Source organism: uncultured Brachyspira sp. (assembly GCF_934747485.1).
Lineage (GTDB): Bacteria > Spirochaetota > Brachyspiria > Brachyspirales > Brachyspiraceae > Brachyspira.
Window position 1 is genome coordinate 40,302 of the sequence record NZ_CAKVGN010000003.1, and the last position, 22,943, is coordinate 63,244.

The window sequence follows — 22,943 nt, forward strand, 5'->3', positions numbered from 1 at the left end:
ATATATACCTAAACAAATATATTTTGTCAAAAATTAGTTTCTTATACTGATTATTTGCTGGGACTAGTCCCTGCACCCCAAGTTCTTTTATTGGTATAAAAGAACTTTTATATACTAAAATAATCAAATCTTGCCAATAAATTAAGTAGTTATAATTATTTTATCACTGTTAATATTGAATCTTTATAATTTATATTAACATCATATTCTGTCTCTAATACATCTAAATATTTATCAGTATTTACTATAATAATTGGACTTTCTATTGAATAGCCTTCTTTAATAATTGAATCAATATCAAACTCTATCAAAATATCTCCAACAGAAACTTTATCACCTTCTTTTAAAGTGCTTTTAAAATATTTTCCATTTAGTTCTACAGTATTAATACCTATATGAATTAATATTTCTATTCCGCTGTCAGATGTTATACCTATAGCATGAAGTGTTGGTGTAACAGTAGTAACAGTGCCGTTTATAGGGGAAAGCACTTTGCCTTCTTCTGGTATTATTAAAGCACCTTTTCCTAAGCTTTCAGAAGCAAATGTTTCATCTTTTGAATCTTTTAATTTCAATAATTTTCCTTTTAGAGGGCTGAATATAGTTTCTTTGTCTAATAATTTAGATTGATTTTGATTTACAGCAGTATTTTCAGTTTTATCAATATTTTCTTTAGGCTGTTTATCTTTATATATTATCCAAGTGATTATGAATGCTAAAATAACAGCAGCCAAAGCACCAATTACATAAATAATTAAATTTGTATGTGTACCATCTGGATTTATCATACCAGGAAAAGCAAATACACCAAGACCTCCCATAAAGAATTTATGCAAATCAAATAAACCAAAGAAAGCTCCAACTATACCAGCAACCGCACAATTTACCACAAAAGGTGTTTTAAGCGGCAATATAACACCGTAAATAGCAGGCTCAGTTATACCAAATACCGCAGATATTCCGCTTGGAAAAGCTACATCTTTAACTTTTTTATTTTTTGTTTTTAATAATATGGCAAATACAACTCCTACCGTAGCAAATGTAGAGCCGAAATAAGGAGTTATTATAGTATCATATCCTAATGTAATGATGTTATTAAAGTGAACAGGTAGAAAAGCCCAATGCATACCAAATATTACAAGTATCTGCCAACAAGCTCCAACTATAGCACCAGAAACTAAAGGACTGAAATCTCTTATGGTAAATACTATTTTTGAAACTATAAGCGAAGCAAAAGTTGTAACAGGTCCTATTACTATAAATCCTACAGATAAAGAAACAAATATTACAATCATAGGAAGAAAAAATTTCACAACGTCAGGTACTATTTTGCTAAAAAACTTTTCACATTTTGAAGCAAAATAAACGACAAATATAACAGGAATAACCGTTGATGTGTAATTCATAGAAATAATAGGAATACCAAAGAAGTTAAGATAAACATTAGAAGAGAATATTGTATTATTAAACAATGTATATAAAGGTTCACCGCTTCCTAATAAAGTGTTTAGTTGCAAAGAAGGATAACACATAGCAGCACCTATTGCCAATCCTATTGTAGGTTTTAAATTGAATTTCTTAGCGGAAGTAAAACCCAAAAACAAAGGAAGAAACATAAATAAAGCATCTCCCATACCGTTTATAAGTATATAAGATCCTGATTTATTAGTATAAAGACCTAAAGCAATAAAAAGAGCATTAATACCTTTTAATACACCGCATGCAGACATTACTCCCAATATAGGCTGAAATATTCCAGATATTGTATCAACTGCTCTGTTAAATAAACTTGTATTTTTATTTTCTTCGACATCATTTGATGAAGAGTTTTCTATTCCAGCAACACTTGAAACATCAGCATAAACTTCTGCTACATGATTGCCTATAACAACTTGATACTGTCCGCCGCTTTTCATTATTGTAACAACGCCGTCCATATTTTTTAATATTTCATCATTTGCCTTACTCTCATCTTTTAACTTAAATCTTAATCGAGTAACACAATGTGTGAGAGAGTTGATATTCTCTCTGCCCCCTACGTTTTTAATAATTTCTTTTGCTAATGATTCATATTTTCCCATCAGCGTATCCTCCAATATAATAAATTTTTATCTATAATAATGAAGGTTTGGCCAACTTAATGTCACCATCCAAATATATTAAAAATCATATAATAATAAATACTTTTTTATTCTTTCCTCTTTGCTTTTTCTATATGTATAGTTAAATATAATTTCTCCTCATCGCTTATATCATAAGAATGAGAAAGTGAAATATATTCCGCTATTTTTAAAGTGCATTCATAAGCTTCTTTATATTTTAATTTAACTATTGCAAGTAAATCTTCATCTTCCTTGCCATTATAAATATTTTTTTGAAATAGCCTCAAAGCAAAAAATTTTAAATGTGTTAAAAATCTATTGTAGTAGACAGAATCTTCATTAAACTTTATATCAAAATGTTTCTCTACTATCATAACTATTTTTTGTATAAGTTTTGTAATGTCTTCTATTTCATCTATGCAATTAAAATCGCTATTGGTTTGAGCATTAACTATATGCAAAGCTATAAATCCTGCTTCATCTTCTGGAAGTTTTATATTAAAATATTTTTCTATAATATCTAAAGCTTTTAAACCTATGCTGTATTCATCTTTATAGAATTTCTTTATATCCCAAAGCATCATATTTTTGATATTAACGCCATCTTTAGTTCTTACTATTGCCATGTATATATGGTCCATCAAAGTGATATATAAAAAATCATTTAAACTTCTTTCTGCTTTAGTTTTAGCATATTCAATAATTTCTTCTGATACATTAAAGTATTCTATTGGTATATCTTTTAATAGCTGCTGCAATTTATTATTATTATCTGAATTTTCTAATAGGAAAGTTTTATCAATTTTTTATTCATCTATTGTATCTCCAATTTTTTTAGAGAAAGCTATACCTCTTCCCATAACAATTTTTTCTGTTTTGCCATCTTCTTCAAAAATAACAGCCACATTATTATTGAGTATTTTTCCTATTTTCATAAGGAGTTCTCCTAAAAATAAAAAAACCTATTTATATAAAAACAAAATACATAATTTTTACAATTTTGCCTTTATATAAATAGGTTTAGCTTGCTTATTAAAAAATATCTGCAAAGAAAATAAACAATAACTATCCAATATGTTATTATATGATAATCTATATAATGTTTATTGTCAACCATTTTTTTATATATGTGTAAATATTATAAATAAAGCTTGGGCGGGAGTTAAAAAATTCTATTTAGGTCTTAGAAAATAAAAATGCTTCAATTTCAAATAAAAGTTATAAACAAAATAGGGCGGGGAGTGTAAGTAAATTTTTTAAAATATTTAATAGTCTTTATAAAAATAGAATAATTAATAAAAAAGTTCATTTATCTTGTTTATTAATAGATTTATTATATAATAAAGTGGGAGTAAATTATGGATAGAAATGAAGTTATTATATGCAAAAATGAAAGCGATATAGTTGATGCTATTATGAGAGATGAAGATGTTATATGTATAGAATCTTCTTTGGGCAAAAAAGTATCTAATATCAAAAACACAGGTAAAATAGCTTGGGGATTACTTATTGGAGGAGTTGTTGTTGCCGTAACTGCGATTATATCTTCCAAAACTTTGAGTAAAGGAAAAAGTGTATTAGTTTCATCATTAGCTACAATACCTTCTTTGGGTGTGGCAATAGCTTATATTGGTTTTCCTTCAACAATTTCTCTTCTACAGATTATGATAGATTCTTATAAAAAAAATGACGGCATTAACGGTGCTAAAAATATAGTCTTAGCTTTAAGAAATAATTATTATATTGCCGAGTTTGACAGAGAAAAAATGACTTTAAAAAAAGTTTCTAATACTGAAGAAGTAAAAGAAGTTAAAATATCAGAAATAAAAAGTTAATTATTTAAAGGCAATTTATCTATAGTTTCTATTTTCCATTTAGAAGATTCGTATATTAATGTTATATAATAATAAGTAGGGCTTAGTTTTGTATTTCTTATAATATAGCTTCCTCTGTCATTTTTATTAGCTTCAGCTGTTATATAATTTATTGTAGAAGAATATTCTCCATCTTCTAATGATAGCATATTTTTAATAGAATCATTATTTTTTAGTATTATATTTTCCATCTGGTTTATATTTTCTATGTTAGAGTTTTTTTCTAGCCATTTTATGTTTTCATTTATTATTTCATTTTTCATTTCTGTGTAAAAAGAAAACAAACTCTCTTTTTTAATAGTGTTAACATCATCAAGGCAAGATACAGTAAATAGGCTTATTATTATTAAAATGATTTTTTTCATTTTTTATCCTTATATATTATTTTTTAATTAAAAAAGTTAATAGTTAAAATATTCCATTTATCATTTAAATATATTCCCACAATCTCAATAGAGTTTTTAGAAATTTTATTAAATGAAGGATATTCTATTTGTGCTATTTTTATATCCTTATATTCTCTGTATGTTATAGCAACATCATAATATCCGCCGTCTTTGGGCAAATAATTACAAAGTGCTTCTTCATCGTCTGAAAATATTCTCTGATATATAGAAGCTCTGTTTCTTATAGATTCTATAATATCTGCAGTTGTAAGCTCATATAATACATACATCTCATTTATTTTTTCTACAGTATTTTCATCGAGATTAGTAACAATATTTGATGTAAACTCCAAAGTATCTTTTGCAGATATTAATGTTGATATATATTTTTCAAACATATAAGCACCATATTCTGAATCTGCCTTATATTCTTTTTTGCAAGATACGAGTATAAAAATAGTTATTATAATCAATAAAATTTTTTTATTCATTTTAATATTTTCCTTTTAATTTTATTGTTGTATATTGTATTAAAAAATCTGCCATATCATAAAGCGATATTATAAAATTAACAGCATTATTTTCTATAGCACTTTTAGGCATACCAAATATAGTGCTTGTAATTTTATCTTGTGCAATAGTGAGGTTTTTGTTATTATACAAATTAATAATTCCTTCTGTGCCGTCATTTCCCATGCCGGTCATTATTACTGCTATTGCTTGATTTTTTATATTATCATTAATTGTGTTAAATAAATAATTAATTGATGGAATATAAGGTAAGTCTGATTTTAAATTAGGCTGCAATTTTATTTTGATATTATTATTATCTAAGTATATACCCATATTATTTTCTCCGGGGCAAATATACGCAAAGCCGGATTTTATTTCTTCATTATCCTCTGCTTCTTTTACTGTAATTTGCGATACATCATTTAAGCCCTTTGCTAAAGAATATGAAAAATCTTTTGGTATATGCTGTGCTATAAGTATCGGTATGGGGAAGTCTTTTGGTATAGAGGGGATTAATATTCTTAAAGCTTTAGGTCCTCCTGTTGATATTCCTATAGCTATGAGTTTGGGTTTTTTAAAATCTGAATAATTTATTTTATTTATGACTTCATTTACTCTGTTTACATGGTAGGGGAAAGTATTGATGGTATTTCTTTGTATACTAATATTTTCAAAAAAATTATTGTTTATAGTTTCTTTTGCTTTTATTTCTTCTTGTTGTTTAGTATTTTTATTTGCTATTGTATTTAATATTTCTTTTTCTATATATTCTATATTTATATTTTTATTTATAATTTTAAATGCACCTAAATTTGTTAATCTGCTATTTAAATCATCATTTTTATCTTTAGTTGATAATACTACTACTTTAGTGTTTATATTATCATTTTTCAATTGTTTAAGAAGCTCATATGCTCCCATCATAGGCAAATTAAATTCAACAAAAGCAAAATCTGTTTTATTATTTATTATAGTTTTATATGCATCTATACCATTATTTACAATATTTACTATCTTTACAGCAGGGTTTTTGAGAAGTATTTTTTTTATATTATCAGAAGTTTCTTTAGAATCTTCCGCTATTAATACATTGATAAATAATCCCATAATACACCAAAATTATTTATTATTATTTTTCTCATCTTCTTCTATAATTTCGTTTAAAGTATTAAATATTTCTGAAGTATTTTGATCGAATATACTTTGAGTGTTTTTTTCTTTTTTATTTATATCGTAAATATGTTTTTCATTGTCTGTATATTTAAAATCTTTATTATTATTATTATTTTTTACTTTAGTTTTTTTAATTTTTGTATATATTTTATCTTTTATTTTTTGATAAATATTTTTAATAGTGCTGCTTAATTTTATGATAAATAAAGAAACTATTCCAATAAAACATAGCACAACAAACCATTCGCCAAATCTGGTATATATTGTAATATTATCATTCAAAGCCACATTAGCAATCATATAATCAGGTTTCCAGAAAGGAAGTGTAGATATCACTTTACCGCTGCTTGATATATGACCAGTTACTCCGGAGTTTCCATTATGTACTATATCTCTTCTGTTTTCTATTGCCCTAAATACAGACATATAAAAGTGCTGAAGTAAAGAGTTATCGCTGTAAGACCAAGCATCTTCTGTAATAACAGCTATAGTTTGAGCTCCGTCATATGCAAACTTCCTTACAAAATCTCCGAAAGCACTCTCATAACATATTATTCCAGAAAACCTATAACCATTTGGATGCTCGAATACTGAAATTTTATCACCTATCTCCCATCTGCTTGCTCCTGCTTTGTCAAATTGTTCATAGATAAGAGCTATAATATTTTTAAATGGAAAAGTATTTAGAAGAAACTTATTATTTTGAAAAGGATAAGCTTCTCCTCCCGGAACGAGTTTTATTTTTCTGTAATCGTCAACAATATTTCCTTGTTCATTTATAAAATTTATTCCATTATAATATTTATAAGGGTTATATGCATTTTCATTTGTATTTTCTTCTATAATTGTTGTACCAAGCAAATGATGAGTCTGAGTATTTCTTATAGTATTATACAAAATGTAAGTATTAAAAATTGCAGGATATGTAGAATTTGAAACCATACCATATTGAAACATCTCTTCATAACGTGATAAATAATAGTTATATGAATCCATTGTTACAGATTCTGGGTATACTATTAGAGAAGGTTTTGATAATGCTGCATCGGTTGCCAATTTGCATATTCTCTTTACAGATATGGTGCTGTTTTGAGTATATCCGTCTGGCTTTTCTTCACTTTGGAATTTCTCTGATTTTAATAAAAACCTCTCAGCAAGTCCTTGTATACCGGGGGAGTTTCTTTTATAAGGTTCTCCTGTATATATGCTGTTCCAAGGAATGTTTGGGTCAAAAGATTTTTGTATGAGAGCCATTTTAGTTTTAGGCATAGAAACTCTTTTTGCTTCTACATAATTTAGTTTTATTAGGCCGTATACCAAAATAACAAAAAATACTGATACAGTTGCTGCAGCTGGTATAAAAATCTTTTTGTTTGATATTATTTTATTATTTTTTATACTTTCAGATTTTTCTATATATAATATTAAATAATGAGTGATAACAGCATTAGACAGATAAACTAAAAAACTTATTCCAAGCACTCCTATAGTGTCGGCTATTTGTATAAATGGTAAGAAATTCCACTGAGAATATCCTATAATACCCCAAGTAAAGCCCAAATATCCAACATTTCTCATATATTCCATAACAGTAAACACTGCAGGTACTATTAAAAATCTTATGTTAGGGAAAAGTTTTGAAAGATAACCGCTTACTATCATAGCAGGGAAATAAAATAGCAGAGTAAGTAAAAATAATATTGTAAATAAAGCTAAAAAAGAAACAGCAGCTTCTGTCTCTTTAAGCATAAATGCTGCCACCCATACAAGCAAATATCCAAAAAATACTATCACAAACAAGAAAGAAGATAGTATATAATATCTAATCTTGTCAGCTTTATATATAATAATATTTAGAGGAAATAGAGCTATAAATGCTATGGGGAAGAAATTAAGCGGAGGAAAAGCAAAAGCTAAAAGCATTGCAGAAGATATGCTTAATATAATTATTCCGTAAGTATATGAATTACTCTTTGTCACTTTTATAATTTCCCAATTTTTTTAATATCTATTATAGATTATAATGTTAAAAATATCAAAATATTTTATATGACTGAATATATTTTACCATTTCAAAACAAATTCAGTATAAAGCTCTCCGTCTTTAATAGATTTGGTAATCTCTAAAGAAGATTTAACGTGCGTAATAGAACCTAACAATAGAGAAGACCAAGCCATTAAAGATAACTCTAATATCTCAGGGTTTCCTGTAAAGTTTTTCATATGAGCTACTAATAATCTTTTTCTGCTTTTAATAACCTCAATTCTAACAGGGTCATGTATTTCTTTAAATATTACTTCAGCCACATAACGTAAGATGTAATATCTAGGGACAAATAGCAATATTATATTAAAATATTTTGGTATAAGTCTGTTGTAGTGGTATTCAGCAATATCTCTTATACCGGCATTATCACCATTATAAAACAAATCACATACAAGTTTATGAGGGTTGTGGAAACCAGCCATAAAAGGATACCATTCTCTTACAGATATATCATTTTTAAATATTAATGAAGAAGCAGGCTCCATAGCAGTAAGCCATTTCTGATAACCCTCTTCGCCAAACTTTTCTCTTACAAAGTCTTTTAATATTATTAAAGATATTCCTCTTACCCTTTGTGTTGTTGTTGCTGAAGAAGCTTTAGTATTTATCTTATATTTTGATATTTCATTATCTAAATCTGTTAGTATTTTATTATTATCATTAGCAAATTTGTTCATTGTATTTGCATAACTTGAAAGTTCATTAGAATTAGAATATATTTTATCTATGTTTTCATATATGGCATCTGATGTAGTTCTAAGCTTAGTCATAGATTTAGAAGCACTAACAGATAAAGTATTTAAAGTGTTAATATTATTTTTTATGTCTCCCAATTTGCTTGCTACATTTATATATTGTTTTTTAATATTATCACTTGAATTAGATATATTAGTAATTGAATTAACTATTTCATTAATAGCTTTTAATTGTTCAACAGAAGAGTTGTGTACGCTTCCCATTATTTCTGTAACTTCTTGTACATCTCTAGCCAACATATCAAATTGTGCTGTAGATTCTGTTAAATCATTAGTTGTTACTATGATTTTTTCTTCTATTGTTTGTAATACTTTATTGGCATTATCAGCTTGTTCGTTTGAAACTTCTGATAACTTTCTTATCTCCTCAGCAACTACCGCAAAACCAGAACTGTATTTACCAGCATGAGCTGCTTCTATAGCGGCATTCATAGCAAGTAAGTTTGTTTGATGTGCTATGTTTCTTATAGAACTTACGAAATTCGATATAAAGCCTAAAGCATTTCTCAAATCGCTTGTAGCTGTTGATGTGGCTTGCATTTTTTCTTTACTTTTCATGGAAGCTATATGCAAGTCTTTTGTTTTATTTGAAGCATTGAATATGATATTATCTATACCCTCTATAGTTTTAGACATTTGTTCGACAGACACAGATATTTGTTCTATACTATCACCCTCTTTTATTATTTTTTCTTGAAGTTCTTTAGTATCTCTGTCTATTTCATCTATATTATTAGAGTTAATATCTATATATTCCAATATATTTTTATTACTGTTTTCTACTATCTCTAAATTATTTAATTCTTCATGAATATTAGTTTTTATATTTTCTATAGATTCATTTATATTGTGTATTATGTCTGCATTTGAAGATATTTGATTTGTAAATCTATCACTTTGTTTTTTAGATATAGATATAATTTTTTTTACATTTGCTATAGTAGCCTGAAAATTATTATTTAGTATTCCCATCCATCTTGTAATTTCAGATACTTCATCGCCTCCGGAAAGCTCTGGTATGTCAACAGATAAATCTTTATTATTAATAGAATCGCCTACTATATCAGAAATTCTAGTTAATGATGAGAATATCAATTTTATGAAAAATCCTATTATGATAGCAGATATAACAAATACCATAATAATAGTATAAACTATAGACCTATTCATATAACTTATCTGCGAATCATAATAAGCATTTGGAATCATCATAACAACATTTAAAACATCAGATATGCTTTTTATATAAACTCTATAATCTTTATCATATATGTTTATGTTTTCTGTTACTATTTCATCTTTAGCTAAATTTGAATTAAATAACTGATAATAAACAGGATAAATTATATCAAGCTTGCTTTTGTTTAATCTATTGTCTTTAGAGTTAATAATAGTTAAATCTTCTTTATTAATAACTAAAAGTTCAGATGAATTTATATTAAATATATTTTTTATTTCGCTGCTGTTTGTATAGTCAAATAATACAGCCACATTTGCAACACCGATGGTAGTACCATTTTCAACAATAGTTTTGGATATATTTAGCATAGTTCTATTATACATAGAAGATAAAAAAGTCTTATAATACACATCAGTAGGAGAGTATGTATTTAAATTACTCCATATTCCATTTATATCATTAGTTATAATTATAAAATTTGTAGTTTTTGTATCTATATTGTATGATTTAGGAAGTTCATTAAACTCCAAAGTATAATTTGGTATAAATAAAATACTTAGAGTTCTATTAATATATGGGTTTGATTCATTAATATTTTCCATTAAAAAGTTGGAGGCATTATCGTTTAGATATGTATCACTTCTTTTGTCTGGTGTATTAAAAATTAGTGCAGATTTGTAGGCTAATTTATTTGCTTCTTCTCTTGAGGCATAGAATCTATTTTCAAAATCATTAGCTATAATTTTGAAGCTATTATTCATATTATCATCTATTACTTTATAGAAAGTTTCTATATTTAAATTGCTGCTTAAGAAATTAGAACTAATAGCGATAAAAGCCATTACAGCAAATATCATTAAAGTGATACGAAGTCTTATACTCATTTAAAAAAGCTCCTACTATATTACTATTAATGTCGGAATAACTAAGTATATTTTTTAGTGCATTATATAGTATTTAATTATACAATACTTAAATTAAAAAAGCGATATCTATAAAAATAGATACCGCTTTAGTTGTTATATGATGAAAAGAATAATTATACTCCCATTCTGTTTATAACCACATCAAGAAGCTGGTCCATAACACTGACAACCCTCGCAGAAGCATTATATCCATGCTGATACATTGCCATCTGTGCTACTTCTTCGTCTAAGTTAACTCCTGAAACAGACTGTCTTAATTTCTCAAGATATTCCATAACAATAGTTTGTTTTTCACTTTCGGAATTTGCTGTTTCAGTTCTTGAAGCTATTTGAGAAATACTTCCTGTGTAGAAATCATTAAATGTAGATTTACTTTCAACCATTATTTCTTTATTTTTCAAATTAGCTATAGCCAAAGCATTAGAACCATCGCCAATACCATTCCATTTATCGTTAAAACCATTACCGGTAGTATCTATACCTTTTGAAGCTGCTATGTAATTAATATCGTTTCTTATTATATCATTAACACTAATTGCAGCAGCAGGGTGTTTTTCTGGTGTTACAGTAAAGTTTCTAAAATCTCCAGCTAATTGATTAACCTGATTTGTAGCCTGCCAATTATAAGCACCATTAGCTCCAGACTGATTCAACAAACCAGATATGCCAACCAAAAAGTCTCCGGAATCTTCTATATGCTTAATAAAATATGAAGGCTTAACATAATCATCAAAACCCTTAGCCTTTAATACGAGTCTGTTTTTATCATCTAAATATGCTGATACATTAGCATCGCTTGAGTTTATTTTGTCTATCAAGTCTTTTACTTTCATTTGAGCAGTATAATCTATAGCAACATCAGCACCCTCTCTTGTTTTGCTTCCAAACACCAATGTTCCGCTGCTTCCTATGCTGGCATTAATATCAACACTATTTACACCGCTCACCTTAAACATTATAGTAGAATCTTCAGTACCGTCATTGTTTAAATCATAGTTTCCTATTACAGAAGGAGTTTTCTTAGTCATAGTAAAGAAATCAATTCCTGTTTCTTGATTCAAACCGAAACCGCTTCTATGTATTTCGTTTACACTGTCAGCCAAATTTACAGCTAAAGTATCTAAATCATTTATAGCATCAACAGTATCTATATCCCTAAGTTCTAATAAAGCCTTTAATTCTCCGCCCTGCAAATTAAGCTGTACATGGTCATTCTCCCAATAAACATCAAACATTCCATCATTAGCGGCACTTCTCTCTAAAGTTAATTTATTTACTACATTTCCTTGTATTAATGAACGGCTTCCTATATAAATCATTGTCTCATCAGGGTCAATGGATTTTATATCAACATTAGCCAAAGAAGATAATTCATCTAATAATAAATCTCTTTTATCTAATAAATCATTAGGGCTTTGACCCAATGCTTCTTGTTTTACTATGGCAGTGTTTAAACTTCTAATAGAGTTAGCTATATCATTAATTCTATTAACTTTATTTTCTACAAGAGAGTTTAAGTTGTTTCTCATTGAGTCCATTTGATTATACATCTGATTAAATGAATTATTTACCCTATCAGCTCTCTCTACCAAAGTCATTCTTGTTCCTCTCTCAGCAGGGTTAATACTCATCTCCTGCCAAGCGTCCCAAAATGCATCTAAGTCATTTCTTAAATTATATTCACCGGGCTCATTATATATAGCCTCTAATTGCTGCAAATAGTTATTTTTTGTCTTCCAATATCCATCGCTTCCAAGTTCAACCATTATTTTTGAATCTATAAACTCATCTCTTAATCTTTCTATTGTAGTTATTTCAGCACCTTGACCTATTTGTCCTGCACGCTCTGCTCTGTTTAAACTTGGTTCTTCGAGAGGCTTGTCAAATGTACGCATTACCACTCTTTGTCTGCTGTATCCTTTAGTGGCTACATTATTTATATTATGTCCTGTTACTTCTAAAGCTGTTTTGAAGTTTTGAAGGGATCTTTTTCCTAATTCTATACCAAAAAATGAGCTTGTTGACATTATTATGCTCCTTAAAAAATAGTTTACTGCTTGTTATTATATTTATCGTATTTATAAAAAAATTTATTACATTTTTTTTATCATTATTGTAACAAAAGGTAACATAATAAATATACATTATGTTACCTTTGTGGCTGTTGAAATGTTTCAAATAGAATATTCTAATAAAAGAGCATTTTTAGTAAGTCAAATATTGAATTTTTATTTTTAAAGCTAATCTTTTATTATAATTCAACTATGTTTACAGATTGTTCTATGCCATACTTACCTTTTAATTGTTCGTATTGTGATTTACTTCCTTTTGGCACATAAATAGTTTTTATAACTGTACCGATAAAGGCATTTTCTCCTATAATTGGAGGATTAGCTGATAAAAATGTAATATTATCCAATGAGCGGCAAGAATCAAATGCTCTTCTTTTTATTTCTTTAACATTTGAAGGTATCGTTATATTTTGCAATGAATGACAACTTGAAAAAAGATTTTCTTCTAATACTTTCATATTATCAGATAATTTAATTGTCTTTAATTTAGCACAGTTTTCAAAAGCTCTTGCTCCAATATCTGTAACAGAATTAGGTATTGTTAAATTTTCAAGGGCACATATAGGAAAAGTAAAGTATCCTATTTTTTTCAAAGTATTTGGAAAATTTAATGTTTTGAATTTACAAGCATAAAAAGCCCCGTCTTCTATTGATACTAAATTTGAAGGAATATTTATATATTCAAGTTTTGAACAAGTAACAGCGTCTTTTCCTATCACTGTTATATCATCTGGAATAATAATTTTTACTATATTGTCATTATAATTTTGAGAACCTCCTACTATATTATCTGGAAGTTTTTTATCTTTAAAATTTACATATTCAAGAGATACTATAACCTTATTTAATTTTAGATATCTTATCATTCCTGCTATTGTAGTTCCGTATTTCATACCATCATATGTTTTTTTACAATTACCTCTAAATATTACTTTGTTTTCACCATTGTGATCTTGAGCATATTTTTTTATTGCTTCTTCTATATTTTCTTTAGTAGCAGTATTAATATCTATTGCATATTTTGCTATTTCTGCCGGCAGTATAATTTCCATATCTTTTTTTTCTTTTTCTTCTTCAGTAGTATTGTTATCATTGTTTTCGCCTGCGTTGCCTGAGTTATTGTTATCTTGTGAAGTGCTGGCATTTGTAGAATTATTTTTGCATGAGAGTAGCATTAAAACTGTAATTAAAATAAGTATTTTTTTCATTTTCATAAACCTCTTAATATTGTTGTTTTCTATATATTTGTATTTATTGTTGTATATGAGTATATTTTTATAATATCTTTTTTAAGAGATATCATTTATATATAAAAGGTCAAATTTATTACATAAAAATTAATAATATTTTTTAAAAATGTTACCGGAAACTACATAAAAAAATCTTTTATGTATGTAAAAATGATATATTATTACATGTAGTAACAATAAGTTTTTTAATATGCAAAAAAATGAGAGGCCAGAACAGCCTCCCATATACAACAATATAAGAAGTTATGCAAAATATTTGGTTAGTATCGGTTTTCTGTTATAGAATTTATCATTGTAGTATTCATACTGTGATAAACCTATGAATCCACCAGAAACATTAACAACATTGGTGAATCCTAAATTTGTTAATATTCTACAAGCTGTATAACTAGTTAATCCAGTTTTACATGTAATATAAACAGGTCTGTCTTTAGGTACTTCGTCAAATCTGCTTCTCAAAGCACCAAGAGGTATATTAACAGCTTTTTCCAAATGACCAGCTTCAAAATCTTCTTTAAGTCTTACATCCAAGAAATAAGCCTCAGGGTCTTTTTCTAAAATATTTCTTACATCACTATAATGTACTTGCTTGAAATCACAATTCATGAGGTTAGAAGCAACATAACCAGCAAAGTTCACAACATCTTTAGCAGTACCAAAAGAAGGAGCATAACATAATTCTAAATCTTTCAAATCATAAATAGTACCGCCGAATTTTATCAATGTAGCAATAACATCTATTCTCTTATCAACATTTCCTCTTCCAATAGCCTGAGCTCCCAATACCTTACCAGTAGGCACTTCATATATTAATTTGAAATGTAGAAGTTTAGCATTAGGCATAATAGAAACGCTATCAAAAGGTATAATGTCTACAGTGTCATAATTAATATTTAGATTCATAGCTTTAATATATCCTTCAGAAAGCCCAGTAGAAGCACCATTATATCTAAATACTTTAATTACAGAAGAGCCGATATATCCTCTGTTGTCAACAGTTCTTCCGTTTATATGGTCAGCCACAGCACGTGCTTGTTTTTGAGCAGGACCAGCTAAAGCAAGTCTGTAATAATCTTGACATAAAGCTCCGTAAATCTCTATAACGTCTCCTATAGCATAAATATCTTTGTCATTAGTTCTATAATTAGCATCAACTTTAATAGACTTAGTTTTACCAAGCTCAATACCCGCCTTAACAGCAATATCAGTTTCAGGAGCAACACCTATAGCAAGTATAACAGCATCAGCCTCTATCTTTTTACCAGAAGCAAGCACAACAGTATTCTCTTCAAAACTCTCAACCTTGTCTTCTACTATTAAATTAACACCATTATCTATAAGCTCTCTATGAAGAATTTGAACCATATCATAATCGAAAGGCTTCATAATTTGAGGCAAAGCTTCTATAATAGTTACATCATGACCAGCTTCTTTGATATTTTCAGCCATTTCTATACCAATAAAACCGCCTCCAATAACCGCAACCTTAGCATTTTTCTTACCGCCTAAAAAAGAATGTATCTTAGCTATATCAACAACATTTCTAACAGTGAAAATGTTAACTTTTTCAATTCCTTTAATCGGAGGAACTATAGGCTTAGCACCCATAGATAATATAAGTTTATCGTAGCTCTCTTTATATTCTTTACCCTCGCTTATCACCGTAACTTCTTTTTTCTCTCTGTCTATCGCTATAACCTCGCTATTAACTCTTGCATCTACGTTAAACTGCTTCAAAAACTTTTCGGGAGACATTAAAAGTAAAGTTTCCTCACTCGGTATGAGGCCTCCGACATAATAAGGAAGAGAACAGTTGGAAAAAGAAACATGAGGACCTTTTTCAAATAATATAATCTTATCTTCTTCGTTTAATCTTCTAAGTCTTGCAGCTGCAGAAGCTCCTCCAGCTACTCCTCCAACTATTAGTATTTTTTTCATGAAATAATCTCCCATTTTTATTTTTTATATGTACATAGTATAGGTATATTATAATTAAAGTCAAATTTATTTTGCATTTTTTTAAAATTTTTTAACAAAAAATATTTTTATTAAAAGGGTTTATGGGTATTATAATAGGTATTAATAATGTTTTATTGACTAACATTATGTTTTAATATGTGAATTGTTGTATAATAAAAATATATAAAAATATTTTGTTATCGTAAATAGTAATGTTGACTTTTTGGCAATAAATTATATTATAATCAAGTAACTTATGTTAAGGGGAATTGTTATGAAAAAAGTTATTGTTATTTTTAGTTTTTTATTATTGCTCAGCTGCAGTAAGAGTAATAATAAGAATTATATTTTTGCTACAGGCGGTACTAGCGGTACATATTATTCATTTGGAGGGGCTATAGCTAATATATGGAATAGCAATATAGAGGCTATGAATGTTACTGCACAGTCTACTGGTGCATCTGCTGAGAATTTAAGATTATTAAATATGCATGAGGCGGATTTAGCTTTAGTTCAAAATGATGTTATGTATTATGCTTATAATGGAAGTGATATTTTTGACGGAGAGGTTTTAACTAATTTTTCTGCAATGCTTACATTATATCCGGAGATTGTTCAAATAGCTGCTACAAAATCAAGCGGTATTACTAATATAGCAAGTATGAAAGGAAAGAGAGTATCAGTAGGAGATGCTGGAAGCGGTGTTGAATTTAATGCTAAACAAATATTAGAAGCTTATGGTTTAACTTTTAATGATATACAAAAATCAAGTCTTTCTTTCAAAGAATCTAGCGATGGTTTACAAAATGGCACATTAGATGCTTGTTTTATAGTTGCAGGAATTCCTAATGCTGCTTTACAGGAATTATCATTATCTACTGATATAGTAATGGTTGGTTTGGACGATGTTGAGATTGCTGATATAATGAAGAAATATAATTATTATACAGAAGCGGTTATACCTGCTAATACTTATAAGGGAGTTACTTCTGATACTAAGGCACTTGCTGTAAAAGCTACAATAGCTGTTAATAACAATATACCTGAAGATGTTGTTTATAATATGTTAAAAACTTTGTTTGATAAACAAGCTGACTTGATTACAGCACATGCTAAAGGTGAGGAATTAGATATTAATCAATCTTATGAAGGAATATCTATACCTTTTCACAGCGGTGCTTTAAAATATTATCAAGAATTAGGATATCAAGTAAAATAATATAATATATTATTTTATGAAAAAACTTATTATACTATTATTATTATCTTTACTGCTTTTTATTACTATTATTCCTATATTTCCGAGATTAGTATTAGAAAGCGTAAAAGATAATAATAATAAATATATATTTAATTTAATAAAAAAAGAATTTATAATTTCATACACGCATTCAGTTAATAAAGGCAGAGTTAGTGATTATTATATTATAGATGAGAATTATAATATAATATTATACAAAACAACTTTCGTTTCTTATGGTGCTGGTATAGCTGAACCTGAAAATAATGAAAATATTATTATTAAAGATGATAATATAGAAATTAATAATATAAACAAAGTTATTAGAGATTTTTATTTATTTGTGGGCATTGTTGCTGAGCATAGCATAACGGCAGATGACAAAGAAATAATGCTTAAAAGTTTGTTTAAACCTCAGACTAATATAAAGATAAAATATATAAAAGTATCATTAATTGATTTAATAAAAAATATGATAAGGGGGAGTAAATGAAGCATAATAATCATGATATCATACATGTAACGGCAGAAGAATTAGATGATTATATGAGCAAATATGACAGTGAATCGAGATACAGAAGATTTAAAGATTGGAAGAAATATTTAATTATAATTATATCAGTAGCTTTTTGTTTGTTTCAGCTTTATTCTATTTTATCCGGCAAGATAACTGCCCAAGTTGTGAGGGCTACGCATTTAGCTTTTGTTATGGCACTTGCATATTTACTTTTTCCTGCCATGAAAGATATGCCTAAAGATAAACTTCCTTGGTATGATGTGATAATTGCAATAGTTGGTGCTTGTTCTTGGCTGTATATCACTATTAATTTTGACAGTTTAATAAGAAGGGCTGGTATATACAACACTACTGATATTATTATTGGCATAATAGGAATATTGATTTTATTTGAAGCTTGCAGAAGAATAGTGGGTACTCCTATACTTATAATATCATTAGTTTTTATAGTTTATGCTTTATTTGGTGCATATGCACCCGGATTTTTAAATCATAGAGGATATTCTATACAAAGACTTGTTTCACATTTATATTATAATACTGAAGGTATAATGGGTACACCTATTGGGGCATCTGCTACATTTATTTTCTTATTTATATTTTTTGGTGCTTTGCTTGATAAGACAGGAATAGGTCAGTTTTTTATAGATATATGTAATGCTATAGCTGGAAGTTATGACGGAGGTCCTGCAAAGGTTGCTGTACTTACGAGTGCGATGTTTGGTACTGTTTCTGGAAGTTCTGTTTCAAATACTGTTGGTACAGGAAGTTTTACTATACCTATGATGAAGTCTTTAGGATATAGAGCTGAGTTTGCGGGAGCTGTTGAGGCTTCTGCTTCTACGGGCGGGCAATTAATGCCTCCTATAATGGGTGCTGCTTCTTTTTTGATGGCTGAGAGTTTGGGTATACCTTATAAAGAGGTTGCCAAGGCTGCTATTATACCTGCTATACTTTATTTTACTGGTATATTTATAATGGTGCATTTGGAGGCTAAAAAGACTGGGCTTAAAGGTTTATCAAAAGATTCTCTTCCAAAGATTGGCGAGCTTTTAATGAAGAAGGGTTATTTGGTTATTCCTCTTGCTACTATAATATATTTCTTTGTGCTTGGTAAAACTGCTATATACGCTGGGCTTATGGGAATAATTGCTGCGGGGTTGGTTGCTATTGTTAACTCTATAGTTGATATAATTCTTAAGAGAGAGAGAAGTTTCACTTTTAATGATTTAATAGATGTATTTGTTAATGGAGCAAGAAACATTATAAGTGTTGCTGTTGCTTGTGCTATGGCTGGCATTATAATAGGTGTTATTACATTAACAGGTTTAGGCTTAAAGATTGGTGCGGGGCTTATATCTATATCTGGCGGAATATCTATACTTCTCCTTATGCTTACTATGATTAGCTCTATAATACTTGGTATGGGTGTGCCTACAACTGCCAATTACTTAATTACTTCTACCATTGCTGCGGGTGCTATAATAGGGCTTGGATTTGAACCTTTGGCTGCTCATATGTTTGTATTTTATTTTGGTATAATAGCTGATGTTACGCCTCCTGTTGCTTTGGCTGCTATGGCTGGTGCTGCTATTGCTAAGTCTGACCCGCTTAAGACGGGTTTTGAGGCTACGAAGCTTTCTATAGGTGCTTTTATTATACCTTATATGTTTGTATTTAATCCGCAGATACTTATGATTAATACTACTTTTATTGAGGTTGTACCTATACTTATTACTTCGCTTATTGGTATGTTTGGAGTATCTGCTGGTCTTGATGGATATGTATTTAGAAAATGTAACTTTATTGAGAGGATTTTATTTATAGCGGCTGGGCTTTTGTCTATATATCCTGAGTTTTACACTGATATCATAGGAATAGGCTTGATAGTGGTTCTTATAATATTACAATTATTAACGAGAAAGAAAAAGGCTGTTGCTTAAATAAACTTATAAATAAAAGGGGGCTTATTAGCAGCCCCTTTTTTAATTATTATTACATATTTACTTATTATCTATTTATTTATTCATTTGCATTCCATTGGCTCACTGCATCATCGTTTGATAATTCTGAAATTGAGTTCTTATTAAATTTAGGTTCTTTATGCTCTTTTAATTGTGATACATAATGTTTTGTAAGTAAATATACAGGCTTATTGAGTATTATTAAAATGACAATGTTAAGCAATGCCATAACGCCCATAAACATATCGCCTGCTCCCCATATAGTTTTAAACTCTGCTAATGAACCTGCAAATACCATAGCTATAGTCATAAGCCCAACTATTACATATGAAACCATATTATCTTTTAAAGCAAAAGCACCTGTTTTTATATAAAAGAAATTACCAAGTATAGAGCTGTAAGATAACAACAATATACATACAGTGATAAAATAAGAACCAAAACTTCCCAAATGAGATTCCATAGCATATTGGAAAAGCTTTATTCCTTCCATATCTTTAACAGCATTCATAGCTTCTGGAGATAGCAAAAGTATAAAACCAGAAATAGAACATATAAGCAAAGTATCTGTAAATACAGAGAACATTTGTATAAGCCCCTGTTTACAAGGGTGAGAAGTATGAGCGGCAGCCGCTGCATGTGGTGCTCCTCCCATACCTGCTTCATTTGAGAATAATCCTCTTTTTAATCCGTTTGAAATGGTTGCTCCTATGGCTCCTCCAAACATTGCACTTGGTTTAAAAGCTTGTACGAATATATTCTGAAATACTAAAGGCACTGATGATAAATTAGTAAAGAATATATAAAGCCCTATAAGTATATATGGTATTGCCATAACAGGAACTATAAATACGCAGGCATGTGTTATTGTGTCTCTTTTTTTGCTGAATAATATCAATGCTGTAATAATTGTTAAAGCAATAGCAGTAATCATTACAGATACATTATATTTTGATAAAGCATTTGATATAGTATTTGCCTGAACACCGTTAAAAGTAGTGTAGGTGAATATCATACATAATGCAAATATAGTAGCGATTATTGGTTTTTTGAGTTTGCTTTTTATATAAAAAGAAGCTCCTCCTATAAACTTTCCTTGAGAATCTTTTTCTTTATATAATTGAGCGAGTGTACTTTCAGTAAAAGCCAAACTTCCGCCCAAAAGAGCCATAAGCCACATCCAAAATAATGCTCCCGGTCCTCCTGCAGAAATAGCCCCCATAACTCCAGTAATGTTTCCTGTGCCTACTCTTGAAGCAGTGCTTATACAAAAACTTACAAATCCTGATACTCCGTCACCTTTTTCATGTTTTGAAAATAGAAGTTTTAGAGCATGTATAGAGTGTGAAATTTGTATTCCTTTGAGTCTAATAGTAAAAAATACAGCCACCACAAAAAATACAGATAAGAGCAAATATCCATACATAACATTATTTGTGTTTGTTATAATAGCATTAATAATATTCATAAGTATATCCTTTATCTTATAAAAAAATTATAAATATTAGAATTTAATGAATTACTAATCATAGTATTGTAAAAAATATATATTATTTTTTTGATTTTGTCAAAAAGTTTTTATATATAGTTTGAAATGTATTTAAATATATTTGATTTTTATCAATGTATAATAGGGCAAAAATATAATTATTTTTTTAATATAGTTGCTATTATATAAAATTTTATTCTATCCATGTGATTATTTATTGGGTCTAAGCCTAGTATTTCCTTAATTTTTTTCATTCTATATAAAATTGTATTTCTATGCATAAATAGTTTTTCACATGTTTTGTTTATATTCATATCGCAATTACTCATTGTGATTATTGTTTCTTTAAAAGCTATGTTTTTATTAATTATGTTCAAAGTATTTTTTAATATCATATAAGAACTAAAATATCCTTCATTTAGAATAATATATTCTAACATATAATCTTCTATAAAATATGTATTATTATTTGTGTGTGCTATATAATTAAATAAGAAGTTAGCTTGTTCAAAGCTTTTATGCATATCTTCTAAATTGTTTACTATGCAGCCGCACATAGCAAAAAATTTTATATCTATATTAATTTCATTTCTAAGGCTTGTAAAAAAATAATTAATAATTTTCTTTTTATCTTGTATTTTTTCTTTGCTATTAAAACTTTTTATTATAATAAATTGTTTATTACCAATATATGTTATTATATCTTGTTTGTAAAAATATTTTATATTTTGTAATTTATTGATTAGATATTCAGATATTTTATACATATCATATTTTCCATTGTTTTCAATTTTTAATAAACATACATTTCTATCGATATCAAATGAATAATTATTATTTTCTGCCCAAATATTAATAGAAGATACATAATTATGGCAATCTTTAGATATAATTTTATATATATAATTATTTAATGTAGTTTGTTTTAATATCTGTTTATCTATATCTATTTCTCTTCTAATTAATATTTCGGTAAGCATTTTTACCATATTTGCTATTAATTTAATTTCTTTAGGATTACCTGTAACCCCTACAACTCCTATAATTTCGTTATTTATAAACAATGGTATATTTACTCCAGGTTTACTGCTTTCAGTATCATTATCTATATAATCAAAATATTCCATACTTTTGGCATTTCTTATAACATCTAATGCCCCTAAATGTATTTTCCCTATTCTTTTTTCATCTCCGCTTGCAATGATTTCACCATATTCATTCATAATATTAATATTTACTTCATAATTAATATTATCCATTATCTCTTTTAATAGTTTTCTTGCTATTTTTTCATCAATAGACATAACAAATTATTCTCCATTTGTTTTGTATATAATAGATATTTCGTACAAAATATGTATAAATATTATAATAAAAAAACAAAATATACACAATAATATTATGTAATTATCTATAGTTTTGTATATTTTATACAAAAAAGATTTTCATTATTATACCATTTGTATAAAGATTATGCCTTTAATTTGAATATAATT

General features: G+C 28.0%; 17 protein-coding genes. 4 read left to right on the top strand and 13 right to left on the bottom strand.

All coding sequences use genetic code 11. The features are described from left to right. Window positions 1-155: 155 nt before the first annotated feature. The 3 genes from Q0H31_RS01145 to Q0H31_RS01155 all read right to left on the bottom strand — a co-directional run bounded on the left by Q0H31_RS01145 (window position 156) and on the right by Q0H31_RS01155 (window position 3,037). The gene (locus Q0H31_RS01145) at window positions 156-2,081 is read right to left on the bottom strand and encodes a beta-glucoside-specific PTS transporter subunit IIABC (RefSeq protein ID WP_295295168.1); all 1,926 of its coding nucleotides are present in this window, start codon (window positions 2,079-2,081) and stop codon (window positions 156-158) included. Window positions 2,082-2,188: 107 nt separating this feature from the next. Beyond that, on the bottom strand, window positions 2,189-2,905 hold the full coding sequence (locus tag Q0H31_RS01150) for a PRD domain-containing protein (RefSeq protein ID WP_367117119.1): 717 nt from the start codon (window positions 2,903-2,905) through the stop codon (window positions 2,189-2,191). Between the two features lie 3 nt (window positions 2,906-2,908). Beyond that, on the bottom strand, window positions 2,909-3,037 hold the full coding sequence (locus tag Q0H31_RS01155; protein WP_295295172.1) for a CAT RNA binding domain-containing protein: 129 nt from the start codon (window positions 3,035-3,037) through the stop codon (window positions 2,909-2,911). 423 nt (window positions 3,038-3,460) lie between these two features. On the opposite strand from Q0H31_RS01155, the gene Q0H31_RS01160 reads away from it, so the two are divergent. Beyond that, entirely contained in the window at window positions 3,461-3,937 is a 477-nt protein-coding gene (locus Q0H31_RS01160; protein ID WP_295295174.1) for a hypothetical protein, read from the top strand. Here the strand turns inward: Q0H31_RS01160 and Q0H31_RS01165 are convergent. From Q0H31_RS01165 to Q0H31_RS01200, 8 genes are all read right to left on the bottom strand, one after another. Further along, complete coding sequence (locus tag Q0H31_RS01165) at window positions 3,934-4,341, bottom strand: hypothetical protein (protein ID WP_295295176.1); 408 nt, start codon at window positions 4,339-4,341, stop codon at window positions 3,934-3,936. The two genes, Q0H31_RS01160 and Q0H31_RS01165, sit on opposite strands and share 4 nt — an antisense overlap. Before the next feature lie 23 nt (window positions 4,342-4,364). After that, on the bottom strand, window positions 4,365-4,853 hold the full coding sequence (locus Q0H31_RS01170; RefSeq protein ID WP_295295178.1) for a hypothetical protein: 489 nt from the start codon (window positions 4,851-4,853) through the stop codon (window positions 4,365-4,367). A gap of 1 nt (window position 4,854) precedes the next feature. Next, window positions 4,855-5,982, bottom strand: coding sequence for a chemotaxis protein CheB (locus tag Q0H31_RS01175; protein ID WP_295295180.1), 1,128 nt, complete (start codon window positions 5,980-5,982; stop codon window positions 4,855-4,857). A gap of 12 nt (window positions 5,983-5,994) precedes the next feature. Beyond that, window positions 5,995-8,034 carry an apolipoprotein N-acyltransferase gene (gene lnt, locus Q0H31_RS01180; RefSeq protein ID WP_367117120.1) on the bottom strand — a complete coding sequence of 680 codons (2,040 nt, stop codon included), beginning with the start codon at window positions 8,032-8,034 and terminating at the stop codon, window positions 5,995-5,997. 78 nt (window positions 8,035-8,112) lie between these two features. Next, window positions 8,113-10,914 carry a methyl-accepting chemotaxis protein gene (locus Q0H31_RS01185; protein ID WP_295295185.1) on the bottom strand — a complete coding sequence of 934 codons (2,802 nt, stop codon included), beginning with the start codon at window positions 10,912-10,914 and terminating at the stop codon, window positions 8,113-8,115. A 155-nt stretch (window positions 10,915-11,069) separates the two neighbouring features. After that, window positions 11,070-12,983, bottom strand: a complete 1,914-nt coding sequence (gene flgK, locus Q0H31_RS01190; RefSeq protein ID WP_295295187.1) for a flagellar hook-associated protein FlgK — start codon at window positions 12,981-12,983, stop codon at window positions 11,070-11,072. Window positions 12,984-13,207: 224 nt separating this feature from the next. Continuing rightward, window positions 13,208-14,236 carry a leucine-rich repeat domain-containing protein gene (locus Q0H31_RS01195; protein ID WP_295295189.1) on the bottom strand — a complete coding sequence of 343 codons (1,029 nt, stop codon included), beginning with the start codon at window positions 14,234-14,236 and terminating at the stop codon, window positions 13,208-13,210. Between the two features lie 285 nt (window positions 14,237-14,521). After that, the gene (locus Q0H31_RS01200) at window positions 14,522-16,216 is read right to left on the bottom strand and encodes an FAD-dependent oxidoreductase (protein WP_295295190.1); all 1,695 of its coding nucleotides are present in this window, start codon (window positions 16,214-16,216) and stop codon (window positions 14,522-14,524) included. Between the two features lie 295 nt (window positions 16,217-16,511). Here Q0H31_RS01200 and Q0H31_RS01205 point away from each other — a divergent pair, with 295 nt between their 5' ends. From Q0H31_RS01205 to Q0H31_RS01215, 3 genes are read left to right on the top strand one after another with little or no spacing between them, the layout of a single operon-like run. Beyond that, entirely contained in the window at window positions 16,512-17,456 is a 945-nt protein-coding gene (locus Q0H31_RS01205) for a TAXI family TRAP transporter solute-binding subunit (RefSeq protein ID WP_295295191.1), read from the top strand. A 16-nt stretch (window positions 17,457-17,472) separates the two neighbouring features. Beyond that, complete coding sequence (locus Q0H31_RS01210; protein ID WP_295295193.1) at window positions 17,473-17,970, top strand: DUF1850 domain-containing protein; 498 nt, start codon at window positions 17,473-17,475, stop codon at window positions 17,968-17,970. Further along, window positions 17,967-19,937 carry a TRAP transporter permease gene (locus Q0H31_RS01215; protein WP_295295195.1) on the top strand — a complete coding sequence of 657 codons (1,971 nt, stop codon included), beginning with the start codon at window positions 17,967-17,969 and terminating at the stop codon, window positions 19,935-19,937. The genes Q0H31_RS01210 and Q0H31_RS01215 overlap by 4 nt, the downstream gene beginning before the upstream one ends. A gap of 79 nt (window positions 19,938-20,016) precedes the next feature. On the opposite strand, the gene Q0H31_RS01220 is transcribed toward Q0H31_RS01215, so the two are convergent. Together Q0H31_RS01220 and Q0H31_RS01225 are read right to left on the bottom strand one after the other, a co-directional pair. Continuing rightward, entirely contained in the window at window positions 20,017-21,426 is a 1,410-nt protein-coding gene (locus Q0H31_RS01220; RefSeq protein ID WP_295295197.1) for a sodium:alanine symporter family protein, read from the bottom strand. Window positions 21,427-21,605: 179 nt separating this feature from the next. Beyond that, a complete protein-coding gene (locus tag Q0H31_RS01225; RefSeq protein WP_295295198.1) occupies window positions 21,606-22,751 on the bottom strand; it encodes a sugar diacid recognition domain-containing protein in 1,146 nt (381 codons plus the stop codon). Between the last annotated feature and the right edge of the window lie 192 nt (window positions 22,752-22,943).